Below are 19784 nucleotides of genomic sequence, written 5' to 3' on the forward strand. Positions count from 1 at the left end.
TTGGTATCCTGCGTGTTTTGATGATCGGGATGACGATGGAGATGGCGAAGATACGTGTACTGATGGTGTGCCTGGGCAACATCTGCCGTTCGCCCATGGCGCACGGGGTGTTCGCGGCGCGCATCCGCGAACACGGGCTGGAACCCGCGATCGAGGTGGACTCGGCCGGGACCGCGGGCTATCACGTGGGTGCCAAGCCCGATCGCCGCGCAAGCCAGGAGGCGCGTTCGCGCGGCTACGACCTGGATGATCTGCGCGCACGCCAGCTGGAGCCGGAGGACTTCCTCGAGTTCGACTACATCCTGACCATGGACGACGCGAACTACCGCAACGCCGAGGCGATTCGTCCGCCCGAGGCGCGGGCCGAGTTGCTGCGGTTTCTGGACTTTGCCCCGCAGTTCGATGAACACGAAGTCCCGGATCCGTACTACGGCGGAGACGAGGGCTTCGTGCACGTCATGGATCTGGTGGAGGCGGCCGCCGACGGGCTTCTGGCCCACATCCGCGAGCGTCACACGCTGAAGGCCTCCTGAGCCGACCCCGGGACCGTAACGCCTGATCGCGATGATGGGAAAGGGCCCGGGGATACCGGAGCCGGACCCACAAAGAAAGGGCCCGCCGAAAGGCGGGCCCTTTTCGATTGGAACCGGCTGGTTCCGTTCAGTCGTTGCCCTTGCGCTCCGTGTCGCCGGCCGTGGTGTCGGCCGGTTCCGGGGCAGGCTTGGGCGTCGAGACGCGTTCGGCCTTTGCCTCGTCGGGCTTCGACGGGGCAGGGGCAGAGGATGCGGCGGCTTCGTCGCCGGACCGTTCCGGGGTCGGTTTCGAGCGCGCGCTCTTCGCCGTGGCCGGTGCCTCGGTCGATTCCTTCGGCGTAGCTTCGCCCGGGTCCGGGGTCGCTTCGCCGGCTCCCGTCTTCGCGGCACCACGCGGCCGACGCTTGGCCGGGGCCGGGCTGTCGGCCTCCGGTTTCGGTGCCGCCTCGGCACTGGGGGCGGGCGCGTTTTCCGACTTTTCCGGTTTCGCTGCGCCCTGGCTCTCGCTGGAGGCCGGGCTCACATCCCCGGTCGGGTCGGCATCGGCGCCAGGCTTGCGGCCGCGTCCACCGCGGGTACGACCCTTGGCTGACGGCGCATCCGCCACACTTTCATCGCTGTCCGCTTTCGCCGGTGTTCGCTCCGGTGCAGCGTCCGGCGAGGCGGGGGTCGATTCGGTTTGCGGCTGCCGACCGCCCCCTGACGGGGCGTCCCGGGGCTTCCCGGAGGCCGGGGCGGAATCGGCCGGAGTCGGCGCGTCCCGACCGGACTCGGTGGCGTCTGCATCCCCCGACGTGCTCTGGGTGCCATCGCCCCCGGTGTCGCCGGCATTGTCACCGGAGCGGCTACGGCCACCGCGACGACGGCCTCCACGGCGGGAGCGGCGGGACCGCGTACGCCCCTTGCTGCCGTCGTCCTCGTCGGATTTCTCGGGGCCCTTGCCCGCGGGGGCACCGCCGGTGTCGCCGGTCGCGGGTTGATCCTGATCTCGCGCAGGCGGCTTCTCCGCCGGCTTGCCGTTGCCCTTCTTGTCACCGGCGGTCTTGTCAGCAGTCTGGCCCTCGGGGCCCCGGCTCTCGGCCGCGGGTTTGGTCGCATCGCGGCCCGGACCCTTGTCGGCCTCGCTGTCCTTCTTGCCGCCGCGCCGCGAGCGACCCTTGCCGCCATCACCCTTGTCGGACCTGGCGTTATCGGACTTGGCGCCATCGGCCTTGTCGGGGCCGCCCTTGCGCCCATTGCTGCTGTCGCCGCGTTTGTCGCCGGACTTGCGGCTGCCGCTGTCGGCCTTTTTCCGGGAACCGCCGCGCGCGCCGCCACCCTTGCCGCCACGGTCGCGGCCGCCTTCCTTGCGACGACCTTCCGATTGTTCCTGGTCGGATGCGGGCGCGGCATTGGGGAACAGCGAGGACCAGATACGGGCAAAGAATCCCGGCTGTGTGACCGGCTCCGACGGTTCGGGGGCCATGGGTGCGGCTTCGCTGACGGGGGCGGGCCCGGTCATCTTGACACCCTGGACCAGCGGCTTCTCGACCTTGCTGCGGCGCTCCTGATGCGGATCGCTGTCGTCCTCGACGATCTCCACGAGTTCGTGCGAGCCGCGATCGCTGATGGTCTCCTCGCGTTCGTCACCGCGCACGCGACGGACCTCGAAGCGCGGGGTGAGGTACTGTGGGTTCGGGATGATGCTGATGTCGACCTGGTGGCGACCCTCGATGTCGGTGATCGACTCGCGTTTCTCGTTCAGCAGGAAGGTGCCCACGTCGACCGGGACCTGGGCCATGACGAGCCCGGTCCGGTCCTTCATGGCCTCTTCCTCGATCAGCCGCAGGATCGACAGCGCCAGGGATTCCACGCTGCGGATCTGGCCGTGGCCCTCGCAGCGCGGGCAGGTGTTCTGGCTGGATTCCCCAAGGGAGGAGCGCAGCCGCTGGCGCGACATCTCCAGCAGTCCGAAGCGGCTGATGCGCCCGACCTGAACCCGGGCGCGATCCATCTCCAGCGCCTCGCGCAGGCGGTTCTCGACCTCGCGCTGGTGCTTGTTGGCGTTCATGTCGATGAAATCGATCACGATCAGACCGCCCAGATCGCGGATGCGCAGCTGGCGCGCGACCTCTTCGGCCGCCTCCAGATTGGTGTGGAAGGCGGTCTCCTCGATGTCGCCGCCCTTGGTGGAACGGGCCGAGTTGACGTCGATGGAGATCAGGGCCTCGGTGTGATCGATCACCAGGGCACCGCCGGAGGGCAGGGTGACCTCGCGGTCGAACGCGCTCTCGATCTGGCTCTCGATCTGATAGCGGTTGAACAGCGGGACCGGGTCATCGTAGCGCTTGAGCTTGCGCAGGCTGTTCGGCATCACCAGGCGGACAAAGTCTTCCGCCTGCTGGTAGACGCCGTTGTCATCGATGATGACCTCGCCCACGTCGTTGCGCATGTGGTCGCGCAGGGCGCGGATGATGACGTTGCTTTCCTGATGGATGAGTGCCGGGGCCTTGGCCTTGTCCGCGGCCTCGGTCACGGCGGCCCACAGGGCGGTCATGTAGTCGAGGTCCCATTGCAGCTCCTCGGTGCTGCGCCCGACGCCGGCGGTACGGGCGATTACGCCCATGCCTTCCGGCATGTTGAGCCCGGAGAGGGCATCGCGCAGGGAGGCGCGATCCTCGCCTTCGATGCGGCGGGAGACGCCCCCCGCCTTCGGGTTGTTGGGCATCAGGACGAGGTAGCGGCCCGCGAGGCTGATGTAGGTCGTCAAGGCGGCGCCCTTGTTGCCGCGCTCTTCCTTCTCGACCTGGACCAGCAGTTCCGTGCCTTCCTTCAGGAATTCGCGGATCGGCTTGTCACTGTCGGCGGGGGCGCCAACGGCGGTATGGGCAATCTCCTTGAACGGGAGGAAGCCGTGGCGATCAGCCCCAAAGTTGACGAACGCGGCCTCCAGGCTCGGTTCGACTCGGGTGATCTTGGCCTTGTAGATATTGGCCTTCTTGCGCTCTCGCGAGGGCAGTTCGATATCCAGGTCGTACAGCCGCTGGCCGTCGACCATGGCGACACGCAGCTCTTCCGGCTGCGTGGCATTGATCAGGATGCGTTTCATGCAATGGACTCGGTAGGGCGTCCTGGCGTCCGGCGGGGAACCGCGGGACCCCGGGTGCGGCGATCGAGCGGCGGCACGGCAACGCTTGCGCACGCGTGCTCGCAGCGGCGGCGCGTAGCGAAAGCCAGCGCGCCAGCCAGGTGTTCACCAGCAACCACGGGATCAGTCGCCTGCTGGAGGCGGAGCCGGGGAGACAGGACTGGGTTAGAAGAAATAGCGTCACAGTGTCGCTTTGCGGCGATGGCCCTTCGACCGGGAGCTGTCGAAAGCTCGTGGGTCGAAGTGGCGGGTGATTCGAGGCGCGTTGCCGGCAACTCGCAGCAACGTACCGTGCGCCAATGTAGGGCATAACCCCCCGTATGGGCAAGTTTTTTCGGCCGCGGGAACGCCGCGTGCAGTAGCCCGGGAAGCGCCGCTCCGGTAGCATCCCGCGTCATGAATGCAAGGCGTGAACCCTCCGGCCCGCGCAGCTTCCGGGTCACCGAGCGTGGTGACGGGCAGCGGCTCGACAACTTTCTGCTCCGCGAACTCAAGGGCGTGCCCAAGGGGCTGATCTATCGCCTGGTACGCCAGGGCGCCGTGCGCGTCGACGGACGCCGGGCCAAGGCCCACAAACGCCTGGCGGCGGGCAACGAGGTTCGCGTGCCCGATCTCGATCGGCCGGAAGCGGCCGCCTCGGAGATCCCGCCGAAGGTGCTGGATCGACTGCGGCGGGTCATCATCCACGAGGATGATGACCTGCTGGTACTGGACAAGCCCTCGGGCCTCGCCGTGCACGGCGGCAGCGGGCTGGCCTTCGGCATTATCGAGGCGATGCGCCAGTTGCGGCCGGATACGGAGCTCGAGCTGGGCCACCGCCTCGACCGCGAGACCAGCGGGTGCTTGTTGCTGGCGAAGAACCGCCCCGCGCTGCAGGACTTCCACGCCGCACTCCGCGAGGGCCGGGTGGAGAAGCGCTACCTGGCGTTGCTGGTGGGCCCGTTCCCGGGTGGCCAGCCCATCGAGTGTGATGCCCCGATCGCCAGCGGCCGCCAGGATGACGGCCGGCGCCGGATGCGCGCCGGCGGGGAGGCCGGGGATGACGGGCCACGGGCTCGTGCTGCCCAGAGTGTCTTTCAGCCGCTGGAGGTGCATGGCGCGTACCAGCTGGCGGAGGTGCGGATCGGGACGGGGCGCACGCACCAGATTCGCGTGCACGGCCAGGCGATTGGCCACCCGGTGGCGGGCGACCACGACTACGGCCTGCCGGATGCCAACCGCCACCTCCGCAAGCAGGGCCTGAAACGGCTGTTCCTGCATGCCCAGGCGCTGGCCTATCAGTCGGCGGACGGCGAGCGGCATGTGTTCTCCGCACCGCTACCGGACGAGCTGGGCGAGGTGCTGGCGCACCTGGATGCCGGCGCTGGGGACGACGCATGAGCATCCCGCTCCTGCCGCCCGGCGACGCGGACCTGCGTCTGATCGTATTCGACTGGGACGGGACCCTGATGGACTCGCCGCGCCGCATCGTCCACTGCCTGCAACGGGCAGCGGTCGCGACCGGCGCCCCGGAGCGCGACGAGGCCAGCCTGCGCAATATCATCGGGCTCGGGGTGCAGGCGGCGGTGCAGGAGCTGTACCCGGGCGCGGACGAGGCGTTCGTTCACCAGTTCACCGCCGCCTACCGCGCCTGTTACCTGGAGGCTGAAGATGCCCCGGAGACCCCGCTGTTCGCCGGCGTGCCCGAGCTCCTGAACTGGCTGGATGCGCGCGAGGTACTGCTGGGTGTGGCCACCAGCAAGTCACGCCGCGGCCTGGACCAGGCGCTGGAGGCAACCGGTCTGGCGGGCTACTTGGTGGCGACCGCCACCGGCGACGAACACCCGTCTAAGCCGAACCCGGCCATGCTCCGCTGCGTGATGGAGCGGGCGGGTGTGAAACCGGGGCGCACGCGCATGGTCGGTGATAGCGTTTATGATCTGGAAATGGCACGCCATGCCGGTGTGCCCGCGGTGGGGATAACCCACGGCGTACATCCGCCACAGAGACTGCAGGGCGCGAAGCCGCTGGCCCTGCTGCCGAACCTGGCAGCGCTGCTGGAGGCCTTCCGGCAGGCCGAGCGAACAACCTGAACAAGGAACCACGATGGGCTGGGCGAACGAGAACAAACCGGGCTGGGAACGCGAGACCCTGGAGAAGCTGGTCCAGGCACAGGTGATCGAGCAGCGTCGGGCTCGGCGCTGGGGCATCTTCTTCAAGCTGCTGTTCTTCTTTTACCTGGTCGCGCTGCTGATCCTGGTGCGCGGCGGCGACATGGGCCTTGCCGGCCTGTTCGAGACCGAGCGCGAGCCCTCCGAACACGTGGCGGTGGTGGAGGTCGAGGGTCTGATCGCCTCCAGCGCGGCGGCCAATGCCGAGGATATCGCCAAGGTCCTGAACGAGGCGTTCGAGGCCAAAGGTACCCAGGCGGTGATGCTGCGCATCAACAGCGGGGGCGGCAGCCCGGTGCAGGCCGCAAACGTGCACGACGAGATCCTGCGGCTGAAGGAGAAGCACCCGGATATCCCGGTGTATGCGGTCATCGGGGACGTGGGGGCCTCGGCCGCCTATTACATCGCCGTGGCCGCGGACGAGATCTATGCCAGCCAGGCCAGTATGGTCGGCTCCATCGGGGTCCGCATGGACAGCTTTGGACTGGTGGACCTGATCGACAACATCGGGGTGGAGCGCCGCCTGTTCACCGCGGGCGAGAACAAGGGGTTCCTGGACCCCTTCCTGCCGCTGGACGAGGGCCATGTGAACCACCTTGACGGCGTACTGCAGGGCGTGCACCAGCAGTTCGTGGACGTGGTGCGCACCGGGCGCGGCGATCGCCTCGTGGAGCGGGACGACCTGTTCAATGGCCTGATCTGGACCGGGGACCGGTCGGTGGAGCTGGGCCTGATCGACGGGCTGGGCACCGACCGGAGCGTGGCCCGGGACGTGATCGGCGTGGAGAAGCTTGTGGTGTTCAAGCCGCGCCGCAGCCCGCTGCAGTTGTTGTTCGAGGACCTCGGCATGGCCGCCTTCCAGCAGTGGATGACCTGGGAATCCACGCCCCAGTGGCGCTGACCGGCCTCGGGCGCGTCAGGTCTCGTCGATGCGGGTGACGCGGGCGATCATGCCGATCACCGGGTGATCCAGGTAGAACAGGTCATCGCCGGAGTTCATGCGCTGGCTGCCGCGCACCGTGATTGCGCGTGGGGGGCGGTCATCCAGCGGCTCCTCGACGTGGTAGATGAGGTCGGTCTCCAGGTGGAGGAAGCGTCCCACCCAGATGCGCAGGCGGCCCTCCAGCTCGAAGCGCTCCTCGACGGCTTCGGCCAGCGGGCGGGGTGACAGGCCGCTCGCATCCCCGAGGGCATCGTGCACCCCCAGGCGCCGCCCCTGCTGGACCCGCAGCCAGGGGGCCGACGCATGGTCGCGCCCGGTCTGGTCCCAGGCGAGGCGGGCGATGATACGCCCGGCGCCGGAATCCTCCACGCGCCGTACCACCCGCTGCAGTTCGAAGCCGCGGCGCGAATCCCGGTAGTTCCGCCCACCCAGCTCCGATTCGCCGAACAGCGGCTCGCGCGGAGCCGCGAGCTCCATCTGCAGTCGCCGGCTTTCCTCTGTGCGGTGCTCGAAGATCGCCAGTTCGATGCGGTACCGGCGCCCGGCCTGGGCCATTACCGGGCCACTCAGGCCGACCACGGGCAGTGCGGCCAGTCCGGTCAGGATCCGGCGACGCAGGGGATTCGGGGCGAGGAAGGTGTTCTTGGGCATTCAGGCGGCCTGCTGTTCGGGGCTGATGGTATCCAGTAGACGCAGAACGGCCTGCGCCCGGGCCTCCAGTGTCTCCATTGGTGCGAAGAAGCGGAAGGCCTTCTGGCCGTCCAGTTTGTACGCCTGCGGATCGGATTGCACCAGCTGGATCAGGGCCGCGATGTCCAGATTGGGACTCGGCCCAAAGACCAGACGGCCCCCGGCCGGTCCCAGTTCCAGCTTGCGGATGCCGAGCGGCGTGAGCTTCAGGCGCAGGCGGGCCGCCTCCATCAGGGCCTTGGCCGGGGCGGGGAGCAGGCCGAAGCGGTCCACCAGTTCGACCTCCAGCTCGCGCAGGGCGTCGGCAGAGGCGGCGCTGCTGATCCGCTTGTAGAGGATCAGCCGGGTATGCACGTCGGGTACGTAGTCGTCCGGGAGCAGGGCCGGCAGGCCCAGCTCGACCTCGGTGCCGGTGGCCTCGGGCCCCTCCAGCTCCGGAATCTTGCCGGAGCGCAGGGCGTTCACCGCACGGTTGAGCAGGTCGTTGTACATCGAGAAGCCGACCTCGTGGATCTGCCCGCTCTGTTCATCCCCCAGCAGTTCGCCGGCGCCGCGGATCTCGAGGTCGTGGCTGGCCAGGGTGAAGCCGACGCCCAGGTCTTCCAGCGAGGCGATGGCCTCCAGGCGCTTCTTCGCGTCGGCGGTCATGGCCTTTTCCGGTGGCGTGATCAGGTAGGCATAGGCGCGGTGGTGCGAACGGCCGACGCGCCCGCGCAGCTGGTGCATCTGCGCCAGGCCCAGCTTGTCGGCACGGTTCATCACGATGGTATTGGCGGTGGGGACGTCGATCCCGGTCTCGATGATCGTGGTGCAGACCAGAATGTTGTAGCGCCGGTGATAGAAGTCGAGCATCACCTGTTCCAGCTCGCGTTCGCGCATCTGGCCGTGCGCGATTCCTACCCGCGCACCGGGCAGCAGCTCCTGCACGCGCTGGGCGGTGCGCTCGATGGTGTTCACCTCGTTGTGCAGGAAGTACACCTGGCCGCCCCGACGGATCTCGCGCAGGCAGGCCTCCTGGATAATGGCGTCGTTCCATTCGTTGACGAAGGTCTTGATCGCCAGGCGCTCGCGCGGCGGGGTGGTGATCACCGACAGGTCGCGCAGGCCGGCCAGGGCCATGTTCAGCGTGCGCGGGATCGGGGTCGCGGTCAGGGTGAGCATGTCCACTTCGGCGCGCAGCTTCTTCAGCGCCTCCTTGTGGCGAACGCCGAAACGCTGTTCCTCGTCAACGATCACCAGGCCCAGGTTGGAGAAGTCGAGGTTGGCCTGCAGCAGTTTGTGGGTGCCGATGACGATGTCGACCTTGCCGTCCTTCAGGCCTTCCAGCACCCCGGCCTGCTGCTTGGCACTGCGAAAACGCGACAGGGACTCGATGCGGACCGGCCAGTCGGCGAAACGGTCGGTGAAGTTCTGATGATGCTGCTGGGCGAGCAGGGTGGTGGGGACCAGCACCACCACCTGCTTGTTGTTCTGCACCGCGACGAACGCGGCGCGCATCGCCACCTCGGTCTTGCCGAAGCCGACATCGCCACAGATCACGCGATCCATGGGCCGGGTATCGGCCATGTCCGCGAGGACTGCGTCGATCGCCTGTTGCTGGTCCAGGGTCTCCTCGAACGGGAATCCCGCGGCGAAGCCGTGATATTCGGGGGTGTCGGTGGCGAATACGGTGCCCTGTTTCGCCGCGCGCCGGGCGTGGATGTCCAGCAGTTCCGCGGCCACGTCGCGCGCCTTTTCCGCGGCCTTGCGGCGCGCCTTGTCCCATTGTTCGCTGCCGAGCCGATGCAGCGGGGCGTGCTCGGCGTCGGCGCCGGTGTAACGGCTGATCAGATGCAGCGAGGAGACCGGCACATAGAGCTTGGCGCCGTCGGCGTATTCCAGGGTCAGGAACTCGGAAGGCTGGCCGTTGAAGTCGAGGGTCTGCAGCCCGAGGTAGCGGCCCACGCCCTGTTCCTCGTGTACCACCGGGGCGCCGATGGTGAGGTCGCTGAGGTTCTGCACCACCGCGTCCGCGTCCCGAGTACTGCGGTTGCGGCCGCGGGTCTGCCGGGCCCGTTCGCCGAGCAGCGCGGCCTCGGGGGCGACCGCGACGCCCTCGGGCAGGACGAAACCCTCCCCGAGGGCGGCGACGGTGACATGCAGGCCCGCCCCGGCATCGAGGAAGGCGTCCCAGTTCTCCACTGGATGGTGCGGGACGGCCTGTTCCCGCAGCAGGGTCAGCAGGGCCTCGCGCCGCCCGGCCGATTCCGCGGCGAGCAGGACTCGCTGCTGACCTTCGATGAACGCCTTCAGCCGCTGGGCCGGGTCTTCACGGCCTTGCTGCATCCCCAGTTCCGGGAGCGGGTCGCAGGTGAACGCGATCTCGGCGCCACGGTCCGCGGGAAGTGGTGCGGCCGGGTGGCCCATGGCCACGCCGGAGTGCGCGCGCAGGGCGTTCCCGAGCTGGTCGATATCCAGATAGAGCCGCTCCGGCGGCAGCAGCGGGCGATCGTACTGGTGGCTCAACTGCTCGAAGCGATCGCGGATCTCCTGGGCAAACTCCTCCGCGGCGCCGGCGATATTGCCGAGCTGCACCACCTGGGCCTCGGGGCAGTAGTCGAATACCGTGTCCATGCCCTCGAAGAACAGTGGCAGGTAGGCCTCGATACCCGGCGGGACCAGCCCCTCGCTGATGTCGCGGTAGATCGGGTGCCGGGTGGGGTCGCCGGCGAACTGCGCCCGGTAGCGTGTCCGGAATTCGCGGATGGCCGTATCGTTCAGCGGGAACTCGTGGCTGGGGAGGATCTCCAGGCGCTCGACCTTTTCGGTGGAGCGCTGCGATTCGGGATCGAACTGGCGCAGGGAGTCGATCTCGTCGTCCAGGAACTCGATACGCACGGGCTCGTCGGCACCCATCGGGAACAGGTCCAGGATCTCCCCGCGGGCCGCGAACTCGCCATGGCTGATGACTTGCTGCACCGCGTTGTAACCGGCCTCGGCGAGATTCTCGCGCAGCGTCATGCGATCCAGCCGCTGGCCGGTCTGCAGGGAGAGCCCCTGACTGGTCAGCCAGTCGCGCGGCGGGAGACGCTGCATCAGGGTGGAGACCGGCATCAGCACAATGCCGCGCTCCAGACCGGGCAGGTGGTACAGCGTGCGCAGGCGTTCCGAAATGATGTCCTCGTGCGGGGAGAACACATCGAACGGCAGGGTTTCCCAGTCCGGCAGGCGCAGCAGCGGAAGGTCGCGGTCGCCGGCGAAGAACTCCCATTCCTCCTGCCAGCGGTCGGCGGCCTCGTTGGATTCCGTGATGACCAGCAGCGGGCGATCGAACGCCGCAGCATTGCGGGACAGGGCGAGGGTCGCCGCCGTGGCGTTGAGTCCCGACCAGATCTCGAAACCGGAGCCGGGTAGGCGGCCGGGCTGAAGCGGATTGCGCCGTTTTTCGGACATGGGCCTGCGGATCGGGGCTGCGGAAAGGGTGGCGATTATACGGATTCCGCCGCACGGGTGCGCGAGGTCCTTGTGTCGGTCAAGGGCGATTCACAGGAAGCCTGGAAGGCAAAAAGGGTTTCAGGGCGAAGAAATCATGAGGACGCCGTTGCCTGACACGGCGCCTGTCGTGCCCCTGCGGCCGCTCAAATCATCCCCCTTCCAATCTTCCCTTCTTCCTGTAAACGCTTTTGTTTGCGTTCAGGGAAATCAGTCGGGGTCGATGTAGCGCTTGAGGATGGGGGCGTAGGCGTCGATGCGGCGGTCGCGGAGGAAGGGCCATTGGCGGCGCACGGCCTCGGTGCGGGTACGATCCAGCTCGACAGCCAGGATCTCCGGCGCGTCCTCGCCGGCGCGGGCCAGGAATTCGCCTTGCGGACCGGCGGCGAAGCTCGTACCCCAGAAGGTTGCGCCGGGCGAATGCCCCGAGGGGTCGGGCTCGTGGCCGGTGCGATTGCAGGCGATCACCGGGAGGTTGTTGGCCACGGCGTGGCCGCGCTGGACAGTGATCCAGGCCTCCTGCTGGCGACGCTGTTCCTCCGGTGTGTCCTGCGGGTCCCAGCCGATCGCGGTCGGGTAGATCAGCAGCTCGGCACCGGACAGCGCCATGATACGCGCGGCCTCGGGATACCACTGGTCCCAGCAGACCAGGACGCCAAGCCGGCCGACGGAGGTATCGATGGGCACAAAGCCGGTATCGCCCGGCGTGAAGTAGTACTTCTCGTAGTAACCCGGGTCGTCGGGGATGTGCATCTTGCGGTAGGTGCCGACCTGGCGGCCGTCGGTTTCGAAGACCACGGCGGTGTTGTGATAGAGCCCCGGGGCGCGCCGCTCGAACAGGGAGCCGACGAGGACCACGCCGTGCTCGCGCGCGATCGCCGCCAGGCGTTCGCTGCTGGGACCGGGGATCGGTTCGGCCGCATCGAAGGTGGCGAGATCCTCGGTCTGGCAGAAATAGGGGCCGGTATGCAGTTCGGCCAGGACCACCAGGCGGGCGCCGTTCGCCGCGGCCGTAGCCACGGCCGCAGCGGTGGCGTCGAGGTTGGCCTCGACGCTGCCGGCGTCCTGGTGCTGGATCAGGGCAACGGACAGGGTGTCACGGGACATGATGGGGACTCGGGCTGGCGGTTATTCCTGCGGGATGCCGAGGGCGGCCGCGGGATACTGCATGGTCAGGCAGTGAAGGCTGCCACCCTGACGAATGATGGGGCGGCAGTCGATTTCCACGATCTCGCGTCCCGGAAAGGCCTCGGCGAGCCGGTCCCGGGCGACGGCATCCGCGGCATCGTCATACACCGGCAGCAGGACCGCTCCGTTCAGGATCAGGAAATTCGCATAGGTCGCGGCCAGTCGCCGGCCATCCTCGAAGATCGGGGCGGGCCAGGGCAGGGGGATCAGGCGGTAGGGTTCGCCAGACGGCTGGCGCAGGGCCCGTAGCTCCTGTTCCATTGCCTGCAGTTCCGGGTAGTGCGGATCCTGCGGGTCGTCGCACTGGACATAGGCGATGGTGTCCTGCGCACAGAAGCGCGCCAGCGTGTCGATATGGGCGTCGGTGTCGTCGCCCTCCAGCTGGCCGTGTTCCAGCCAGAGCACGCGCCGGGCCCCCAGCCATCGGGCCAGGCTTTGCTCGATGCCCGCGCGATCCAGCTGCGGGTTCCGGGTGGCGGAGAGCAGACAGCGCGCGGTGGTCAGCAGGGTGCCGGCGCCGTCCGATTCGATGGAGCCTCCTTCCAGGACCAGACCGGTCGGCTCCGGCACGCAGCTCCCGAAGACGCCCTGGCTCGCGAGGGCCCGGGTGATGCCGTCGTCGAGGTCCGCGGGATACTTGCCCCCCCAGCCATTGAAGGTGAAGTCCAGCAGGCGCGGCTGGTCGCCATCGAATACGGTGATCGCGCCATGATCGCGCGCCCAAGTGTCATTGCTGGGGGCCAGCGCGAACCACAGGCGATCCGGACGGATCGCGGTCTCGGTAAGAAAGCCGGAGATCTCCTCGATGTGTTCGGGGTCGCGCGCGACGATGATGACCGGCTCGAACTGGCTGATGCTCGCCGCGATCAGCGCGAACACCGGATGCACCTGTTCCAGGACCGGGGCCCAGTCGGTGTCATCATGCGGCCAGGTGAGCTGGATCGCGCCCTGGGGCTCCCATTCGGCCGGGAGCCGGCGTTGCGTCATTGTCGGGCCGGTTTCCCCGGTGCTCATGGACGATCGGCGCTGGATCCGTTGCGCACGGCACTGTGCAGGACGTATTCGCCCTCGAACACCACGGAGAAGTCGGCGTAGTCCCAGCGCGTAATCGGCGGGTCGCCCACCGTGGCATGGCGTCGCTCGGGCTCGCCGTGCTGGCGGATTACCGCGGCCTGGGTCTGGCCACGGGTGGGAACCCCTTCGCGTTCCTTCACGGTGAATCCACCATCGGGACCGCGCAGGATGTCGGCCGATGCAGTCGCCATGGCCCCGGCAAACAATGCCAGGACGAGGGCGCTGGCGACGGTGCGCACAGTGGTCTTCGGGGTGGGGTTAGAGGCGTTGCATTTCCCTGGCATGGCCGACTCTCCGTTTGCTGGACAGTCCCATGGTAGCGTCTAGCGTGACGCCATGCCTCCCCTCCCTCAACGCAGGTCCGCCGGGCTATAGGCGCGAACGGGTATCTCTGGCATGATTTCGCGATGTTTCGCCCCCTGACCCTCGCCATCGGCCTGCGCTACACGCGCGCGAAGCGGCGCAATCACTTCATCTCGTTCATCTCGGTGGTGTCCATCATCGGGCTGGCCCTGGGCGTGATGGCGTTGATCACGGTGCTGTCGGTGATGAACGGGTTCGAACGCGAGTTGCGCGACCGCATCCTGGGCATGGCCTCGCATGCCACAATCCGCGAGGCCAATGGCGGGCTGCGGGATTGGGAACGCCTGCAGCGCGAGGCGCCGGAGATCGACGAGCGCGTGGTCGCGGCCGCGCCGTATGTCCAGGGCGAGGCCATGCTGAGTGCGCGCGGGAATATCTCCGGGGCACTGATCCGGGGCGTGGAGCCCGAGGCAGAGGAGCGCGTCGCGCGCATTGCCGAGCACATGCTGCAGGGCGAGCTGGGCAGCCTGGAGGGCGGGCGCTACCGGGTGGTGCTCGGGCGGGAACTGGCGGCCGAACTGCGCGTCCGGGTCGGCGACTCGATCATCCTGATGGCGCCTCAGGCCTCGGTCTCGCCGGCCGGCGTGATGCCACGCATGCGCCGCTTCGAGGTCTCCGGCCTGTTCGAGGTGGGGATGTACGAGTACGACCGCGGGACAGCGTTCATCCACCTGGAAGACGCCCAGGCGGTGTTCCAGATGGGCGAACAGGTGACCGGGCTGCGGCTGCGCCTGACCGACATGATGGAAGCGGGTGTGGTGGCCCGCGATGTGGCGGCCCAGCTGGACGGGCTTTTCCGGGTGTCCGACTGGACACGCCAGCACGCCAACCTGTTCCGCGCGATCCAGATGGAAAAGATGGTGATGTTCATCATCCTGTCGCTGATCGTCGCGGTCGCGGCCTTCAACATCGTCTCGACCCTGATCATGCTGGTCACCGACAAGCAGGGAGACATTGCCATTCTGCGTACGCTCGGGCTGTCGCCGGCGGGGATCATGGTGATCTTCATGGTCCAGGGGGTGGTGATCGGGGCGATCGGGATCCTGCTGGGCACCATCGCCGGGGTGTCGCTGGCCGCGAACATCGACGTGGTGGTCCCCTTCATCGAGCGGGTCTCCGGCATCGAGTTCCTGTCCGCCGAGGTGTACTACATCAGCGACCTGCCCTCGGAGCTCAAGCTTGCGGATGTGCTCCGGGTCGGGGTGCTCGGCTTCCTGCTGACCGTGGTGGCCACACTGTTCCCGGCCTGGCGTGCCGCCCGCACCCAGCCGGCGGAGGCGCTGCGCTATGACTGATCACGACACCCCGGTCCTCGAGGCGGTCGGTCTGGAGCGCCGTTTCCGCGACGGCAAGCTGGACGTGGCCGTTCTCAGCGGGGTGGACTTTGCCCTGCAGCCCGGCGACCAGACGGCGATCATCGGGGCCTCGGGGAGCGGCAAGAGCACCTTGCTGCACCTGCTGGGCGGGCTGGACCGCCCGACGGCGGGGTCCGTGCGCCTGCTGGGAACGGACTGGACCCGCATGAGCGAGGCTAGACGTGGCCACCTGCGCAACCAGCACCTCGGCTTCGTCTACCAGTTTCACCATCTGCTGCCCGAGCTGACCGCGGCGGAGAACGTGGCCCTGCCGCTGCTCATCCGCGGGGTCTCCAACCGCAGGGCCCGGGCTGAGGCACGCCACTGGCTGGGACAGGTGGACCTGGAACCCCGCCTGGAACACAAACCCGCGGAGCTCTCCGGTGGCGAACGCCAGCGGGTCGCGATCGCCCGGGCGCTGGTGACGCGCCCCTCGGCCATCCTGGCGGACGAACCCACCGGCAACCTGGACCAGGAACGGGCGGCGCAGGTGTTCGAGTTGCTGCGCGCGATGAACCGTTCCACCGGGACCGCTCTGGCCCTGGTGACCCACGACATCACCCTGGCGCGCGAGCTTGATCGCTCGGTCCAACTGGTCAAGGGCCACCTGGAGCTGCAACCGTTCGACGGCCAGCTCGCCACACACGAATAGACCGCGCGCCTCTCTCGCTTCAGGCGCCCCGGTCATCCGGCGGGCGGCCATCCCGCCGCGCGGCCGCCTGGCGTTCCGCCATTTCCTTGCGCAGCCGTCGCAGGTAACGCCGGCTGCGCACGCGCTGGACGACGTTCAGCCGCCACAGGAAACGCACCAGCAAGTACCCCGAGAGGCCGGCTGCCGCGCCGAGCAGGACGCTGCCCAGGAGCAGGGGCTGCCAGATCGTCAGCAGCTCCGTGGAGAACCACTCCCAGCTCCAGTCCAGATGGATGTCGCGGCGCGGTTCGTCGAGTAGCTTGCGTCCGATCGTGTAGGCCAGATACAACATGGGCGGCATGGTGACCGGGTTGGAGATCCAGACCAGGATCACCGAGATCGGCAGATTGACACGGACCAGCACGGCCACGGCGGCCGCGATCAGCATCTGCATGGGCAGTGGCAGGAAGGCCACGAAGAGCCCGACGGCAAACGCACCAGCCACGGAGCGGCGGTTCAGATGCCACAAATCCGGCGAACCCAGGCGCGGCCCCAGCGGGGCGAGCGCCTTGTGCCCGCGCATGTGTTCCATGCCGGGAAACATCTTTTTGATGATGTGTCTTGCCATGTACCGGGCTGCCGATGGTCCGTCGTGCGTGGGCGCGCTGCCGCGCACCTGCCGTGCATTCTCGCCGCTATTGTACGTGCGGGACCATGGTCGGCGGGGCAAGCCACATCCGGTCCGGCCATGGCGCCTGGTCAACGGGGCCTTTTGTGACCGGCTTTGCCCTCGGGCTGATCGCGGCGGCGTGGGGCCTTCACCGGCTGCCCGAACCGGTTCCTTTGATGCCCGGCCCCATGCTGGCCCTGTTCCTGGCCACCGCGGGCGCCAGCGCCGGCCTGCGGCGCCTCGGCTATCCGGGCCTCTGGCCCTGGACGCTGGCGCTGGGTGCGCTGCTCGCCTGGGGGCTGGTCCAGCAGAACGCGGACACCTGGCTGGAACATGCGCTGCCTCCCGCCCTGGCCGGGGAGGAGGCCACCGTGTTCGCCACGATCATCAGTCTGCCGGAACATGGCGAACGTCGCAGCCGTTTCCGGATACGGGTGGCCGCGACCCGATCGGGACCGGAAGCGTTTCGGGCGCGCGAACTGCTGGTTTCGACGTACCCCGCGCGCCCCGAGCTCGAGGCGGGATCGTATGGCTACATGACCCTGCGCCTGCGGCCGGCCCGGGGGCCGGCGAATCCGGGTGGGTTCGATCGTGCCGGCTGGTACTACCGCGAGGGCCTGCATGGATCCGCGACACTGCTCGACTTCAAGGCGTTAAAGGACGCCCGGGCACCACGGATTCGGGACGCCCGCTGGCGGGCCGGGTTGCATCGCATGCGCGGTGCGCTGCGCGAGCGCCTGGAACAGGCGGCCCCGGGCCTGCGCCACCCCGGCCTGGTGCAGGCCCTCGTCATCGGCGACCGGCAGGGCATGACCGACGAGGAGTGGCAGGCCTTCCTGCGGACCGGGACCAACCACCTGATGGCGATCTCGGGCCTGCATGTCGGCCTCGTCGCCGGGTTTGTCGGATTGCTCGCGGGGCTTGCCTGGTCCGGTCTCGTCCCGGTGCAGGCGCGGATACGCAAGCCGGCCTTCATGGCGCTGACGGGCCTCGCCGGGGCTGCGCTCTATGCCGCGCTGGCCGGCTTCAGCATTCCGACCCAGCGCGCGCTGATTATGCTGGCGGCTTTTATGGCCGCGCTGTTGTGGCGGCGCGAGGCGTTTGCCTGGCGCGGACTGATGCTGGCGGCCATCGCGGTGGTGCTGTGGCGGCCGACCAGTGTGCTGGCCCCGGGCTTCTGGTTTTCCTTTGGCGCCGTGGCGGTGATTCTTCTGCTGTTGCAGGGCCGTTCGGGCCGTCCGGGCTGGCGCGCGGCCGGCAGCATTCAGGTGATGCTCGCGCTGGCCATGCTTCCCCTCAGCCTGGCCTGGTTCCAGCTGGGCTCCTGGGTGGCGCCCGTCGCCAATCTGGTGGCGGTGCCGGTGATCAGCCTTCTGGTGCTGCCCTTGTTGCTGGTCGGGGCCGGTCTGGCGGCATTGTGGGCACCGCTCGGCCAGCCGTTCCTGCATCTCGGCGACGGGATCCTGATGCTGCTGGTCGGGCTACTGGACGGCCTTTCGCACGTGCCCGTGCTGGTGGACGAGCGGCGGGTGCCGCTGGCGGCCAGCCTCCTGGGCGGGGTCGCGGTGCTGGTCGCCTTGCTGCCGCGCCTGCGCCTCGCCGCTCCGTGGGTGGTGCTGGCCGGCATCGCCCTGGCTCTGCCCATGCGTCCGCAGATCGATGCGGGCAGCGCACGGGCGCTGCTGCTGGATGTAGGGAACGGGCAATCGCTCTTGCTGCAGACCCGCCACCATGCGTTGTTATGGGATGCCGGTCCCGGGCGCGCCGGGGGCTACAGCGCGGGGGATCAGATCGTGATTCCGAGCCTGCGTGCGGAGGGGGTACGCCGCCTGGACCGCATGATCCTGAGCCACGAGCATGCCGCGCATTCCGGCGGGGCCGCCGCCGTACGCGCGACGCTACCTGTGGGCGAGGTCCTGCGGCGCCGCCCGCAAGGACCCGGGGAACGGCCCTGCGAGGCAGGCGAGGTCTGGGAATGGGATGGCGTCGATTTCGAGATTCTCCATCCACCCGCCGGCTGGGACGGGAGCGCCTCGGCCTCCTGCGTGCTGGCGGTGGAGACGGCTGGGGGTGTTCGGCTGGTACTAACCGGCGGGCTCGGCGGCCTGGGCGAGGCCGTGCTGATGCAGGAAGGGGCGGAACAGCGAAGCAGCGACCTGCTGGTCGTGCCCCGCGGGGCCGGCGCCGACAGCCTGAGCCGCGGCTGGCTGCAGGACGCCCGCCCCGCCATGGCCTGGGCCAGCACCGATGCGCAGGGCAGGGGGCTGGCCGGCGCGGCACGCCAGCGCCTGGACAGGGCCTGCGTCCCGCTGCAGGAGACCGGCCGCCAGGGGGCCCTGCGGCTTGAGGCGGATACGGAACTGAAGGTCGGGCCCGGCCACCGGGCGGGTTCCCGGCGGTTGTGGCGGCCCGCGCCAGACGCCGGAGCGCCCCTGCCGCCAGGCTGTCCGCGCGGGCCCGAAACCGCAGGCGGGCTGGTAGAATGACGGGATGAACCGTGAACACTCCGACACCATTCGCCCGATTCGCTTTCACCACAGCGAACTTCAGTTGCTCGACCAGCGTCGGCTGCCGGGCGAGAACCTCTGGCAGCGTTACCGGGATGCGCCGGCCGTGGCCGCCGCGATCCGCGACATGGTGGTGCGCGGGGCGCCGGCGATCGGGATTACCGCGGGCTTCGGGGTGGTACTGGCCTGCCAGCGGGCGACCGGGCGGGACGACTGGCGTGCGAGCATTGCGGCGGATATCGAAACCCTGCGCGCGGCGCGTCCCACGGCGGTGAACCTGTTCTGGGCGCTGGATCGCATGCAGGCGCTGGTGGACGCGAGCCCGTCCGCGGAGGCGGCGGTCGCGGCGACGCAGGCCGAGGCGGAGTGGATGCTCGAGTCGGACATCGCCGGCAACCGGCGGCTGGGCGCGCTCGGCGCGAGGCTGATCGAGCCGGGGCAGGGGGTGCTGACCCACTGCAACACGGGCTCGCTGGCCACCGGGGGCTACGGCACGGCCCTCGGCGTGATCCGCGCCGCCTGGGATGCCGGACGGATCGAGGAGGTCTTCGCCGACGAGACCCGGCCCTGGCTGCAAGGGAGCCGCCTGACCGCCTGGGAGCTGGTACATGACGGGATCCCCGTACAGGTGCTGTGCGAAGGCGCCGCGGCCAGCCTGTTGCGCTCGGGCCGCGTCGGCTGGGTGATTGTCGGGGCGGACCGGATCGCCGCCAATGGCGACACCGCAAACAAGATCGGGACCTACGGCCTGGCCCTCCTGGCGCGTGCCCACGGGGTCCGGTTCATGGTGGCCGCGCCGGTCGCGACCATCGACTTCGAGATGCCGGACGGGACCGGTATCCCCATCGAGCAGCGCGGCGAGGACGAGGTGCTGGCGCTGGCGGGTCAGCGCGTGGCGGCCGAAGGCGCCCGAGGCTACAACCCGGCCTTCGACGTGACCCCGGCGGAGCTGATCGATGCCATCGTCACCGAACGCGGGGTCGTGGAGGCGCCGACGGCGGAGCGGCTCGCGGCGCTGCGCGAGCCCACGGCCCCGGAGACGCTCGCATCCGCTCACTGACGAGCGCTCAAACGCGCCCCCG

15 protein-coding genes are annotated in these 19784 nt (G+C 68.8%); 8 read left to right on the forward strand and 7 right to left on the reverse strand.

Annotation, left to right across the window (positions count from 1 at the left end):
* Positions 1–41 precede the first annotated feature (41 nt).
* Positions 42–533, forward strand: coding sequence for a low molecular weight protein-tyrosine-phosphatase (locus tag F793_RS0102265; RefSeq protein WP_026280845.1), 492 nt, complete (start codon positions 42–44; stop codon positions 531–533).
* Positions 534–660: 127 nt separating this feature from the next.
* Here F793_RS0102265 and F793_RS0102270 read toward each other — a convergent pair whose 3' ends face one another.
* Positions 661–3621, reverse strand: a complete 2961-nt coding sequence (locus F793_RS0102270; RefSeq protein WP_018866276.1) for an Rne/Rng family ribonuclease — start codon at positions 3619–3621, stop codon at positions 661–663.
* A gap of 435 nt (positions 3622–4056) precedes the next feature.
* Between F793_RS0102270 and F793_RS0102275 the strand changes: the two genes are divergently transcribed.
* Genes F793_RS0102275 through F793_RS0102285 form a run of 3 tightly spaced genes read left to right on the forward strand, consistent with a single transcriptional unit; the run spans position 4057 to position 6711 of the window.
* Positions 4057–5040, forward strand: coding sequence for an RluA family pseudouridine synthase (locus tag F793_RS0102275; protein WP_018882107.1), 984 nt, complete (start codon positions 4057–4059; stop codon positions 5038–5040).
* Positions 5037–5732 carry an HAD family hydrolase gene (locus F793_RS0102280; protein WP_018882106.1) on the forward strand — a complete coding sequence of 232 codons (696 nt, stop codon included), beginning with the start codon at positions 5037–5039 and terminating at the stop codon, positions 5730–5732. The genes F793_RS0102275 and F793_RS0102280 overlap by 4 nt, the downstream gene beginning before the upstream one ends.
* A 13-nt stretch (positions 5733–5745) precedes the next feature.
* Entirely contained in the window at positions 5746–6711 is a 966-nt protein-coding gene (locus F793_RS0102285) for a S49 family peptidase (RefSeq protein ID WP_018866279.1), read from the forward strand.
* 15 nt (positions 6712–6726) lie between these two features.
* Here F793_RS0102285 and F793_RS0102290 read toward each other — a convergent pair whose 3' ends face one another.
* The 5 genes from F793_RS0102290 to F793_RS0102310 all read right to left on the reverse strand — a co-directional run bounded on the left by F793_RS0102290 (position 6727) and on the right by F793_RS0102310 (position 13460).
* Positions 6727–7404 carry a CsiV family protein gene (locus F793_RS0102290; protein ID WP_018882105.1) on the reverse strand — a complete coding sequence of 226 codons (678 nt, stop codon included), beginning with the start codon at positions 7402–7404 and terminating at the stop codon, positions 6727–6729.
* Entirely contained in the window at positions 7405–10875 is a 3471-nt protein-coding gene (gene mfd / locus F793_RS0102295; RefSeq protein WP_018882104.1) for a transcription-repair coupling factor, read from the reverse strand. It abuts the gene before it with no gap.
* A 249-nt stretch (positions 10876–11124) separates the two neighbouring features.
* Positions 11125–12021: a carbon-nitrogen hydrolase gene (locus tag F793_RS0102300; protein ID WP_018882103.1), complete on the reverse strand. Its 897-nt coding sequence runs from the start codon at positions 12019–12021 to the stop codon at positions 11125–11127.
* A 21-nt stretch (positions 12022–12042) separates the two neighbouring features.
* The gene (locus tag F793_RS0102305) at positions 12043–13116 is read right to left on the reverse strand and encodes an agmatine/peptidylarginine deiminase (RefSeq protein ID WP_018882102.1); all 1074 of its coding nucleotides are present in this window, start codon (positions 13114–13116) and stop codon (positions 12043–12045) included.
* Positions 13113–13460 (reverse strand): hypothetical protein, encoded by a 348-nt coding sequence (locus F793_RS0102310; RefSeq protein ID WP_051074722.1) that lies wholly within the window; start codon positions 13458–13460, stop codon positions 13113–13115. The genes F793_RS0102305 and F793_RS0102310 overlap by 4 nt, the downstream gene beginning before the upstream one ends.
* A 123-nt stretch (positions 13461–13583) precedes the next feature.
* On the opposite strand from F793_RS0102310, the gene F793_RS0102315 reads away from it, so the two are divergent.
* Both F793_RS0102315 and F793_RS0102320 read left to right on the forward strand, forming a co-directional pair.
* Complete coding sequence (locus F793_RS0102315; protein WP_018877378.1) at positions 13584–14834, forward strand: lipoprotein-releasing ABC transporter permease subunit; 1251 nt, start codon at positions 13584–13586, stop codon at positions 14832–14834.
* Entirely contained in the window at positions 14827–15546 is a 720-nt protein-coding gene (locus F793_RS0102320) for an ABC transporter ATP-binding protein (RefSeq protein WP_018882100.1), read from the forward strand. The genes F793_RS0102315 and F793_RS0102320 overlap by 8 nt, the downstream gene beginning before the upstream one ends.
* Before the next feature lie 19 nt (positions 15547–15565).
* Here the strand turns inward: F793_RS0102320 and F793_RS0102325 are convergent, their stop codons facing one another.
* The gene (locus tag F793_RS0102325; protein WP_018866287.1) at positions 15566–16153 is read right to left on the reverse strand and encodes a DUF2062 domain-containing protein; all 588 of its coding nucleotides are present in this window, start codon (positions 16151–16153) and stop codon (positions 15566–15568) included.
* Between the two features lie 215 nt (positions 16154–16368).
* On the opposite strand from F793_RS0102325, the gene F793_RS0102330 reads away from it, so the two are divergent.
* Together F793_RS0102330 and mtnA are read left to right on the forward strand one after the other, a co-directional pair.
* Positions 16369–18681, forward strand: a complete 2313-nt coding sequence (locus F793_RS0102330) for a DNA internalization-related competence protein ComEC/Rec2 (RefSeq protein WP_051074724.1) — start codon at positions 16369–16371, stop codon at positions 18679–18681.
* 4 nt (positions 18682–18685) lie between these two features.
* On the forward strand, positions 18686–19762 hold the full coding sequence (mtnA, locus tag F793_RS0102335) for an S-methyl-5-thioribose-1-phosphate isomerase (RefSeq protein ID WP_018866289.1): 1077 nt from the start codon (positions 18686–18688) through the stop codon (positions 19760–19762).
* The last annotated feature ends 22 nt before the right edge of the window (positions 19763–19784 follow it).

Origin of the sequence: Thioalkalivibrio sp. ALE22 (genome assembly GCF_000381445.1) — a bacterium.
GTDB lineage: Bacteria > Pseudomonadota > Gammaproteobacteria > Ectothiorhodospirales > Ectothiorhodospiraceae > Thioalkalivibrio.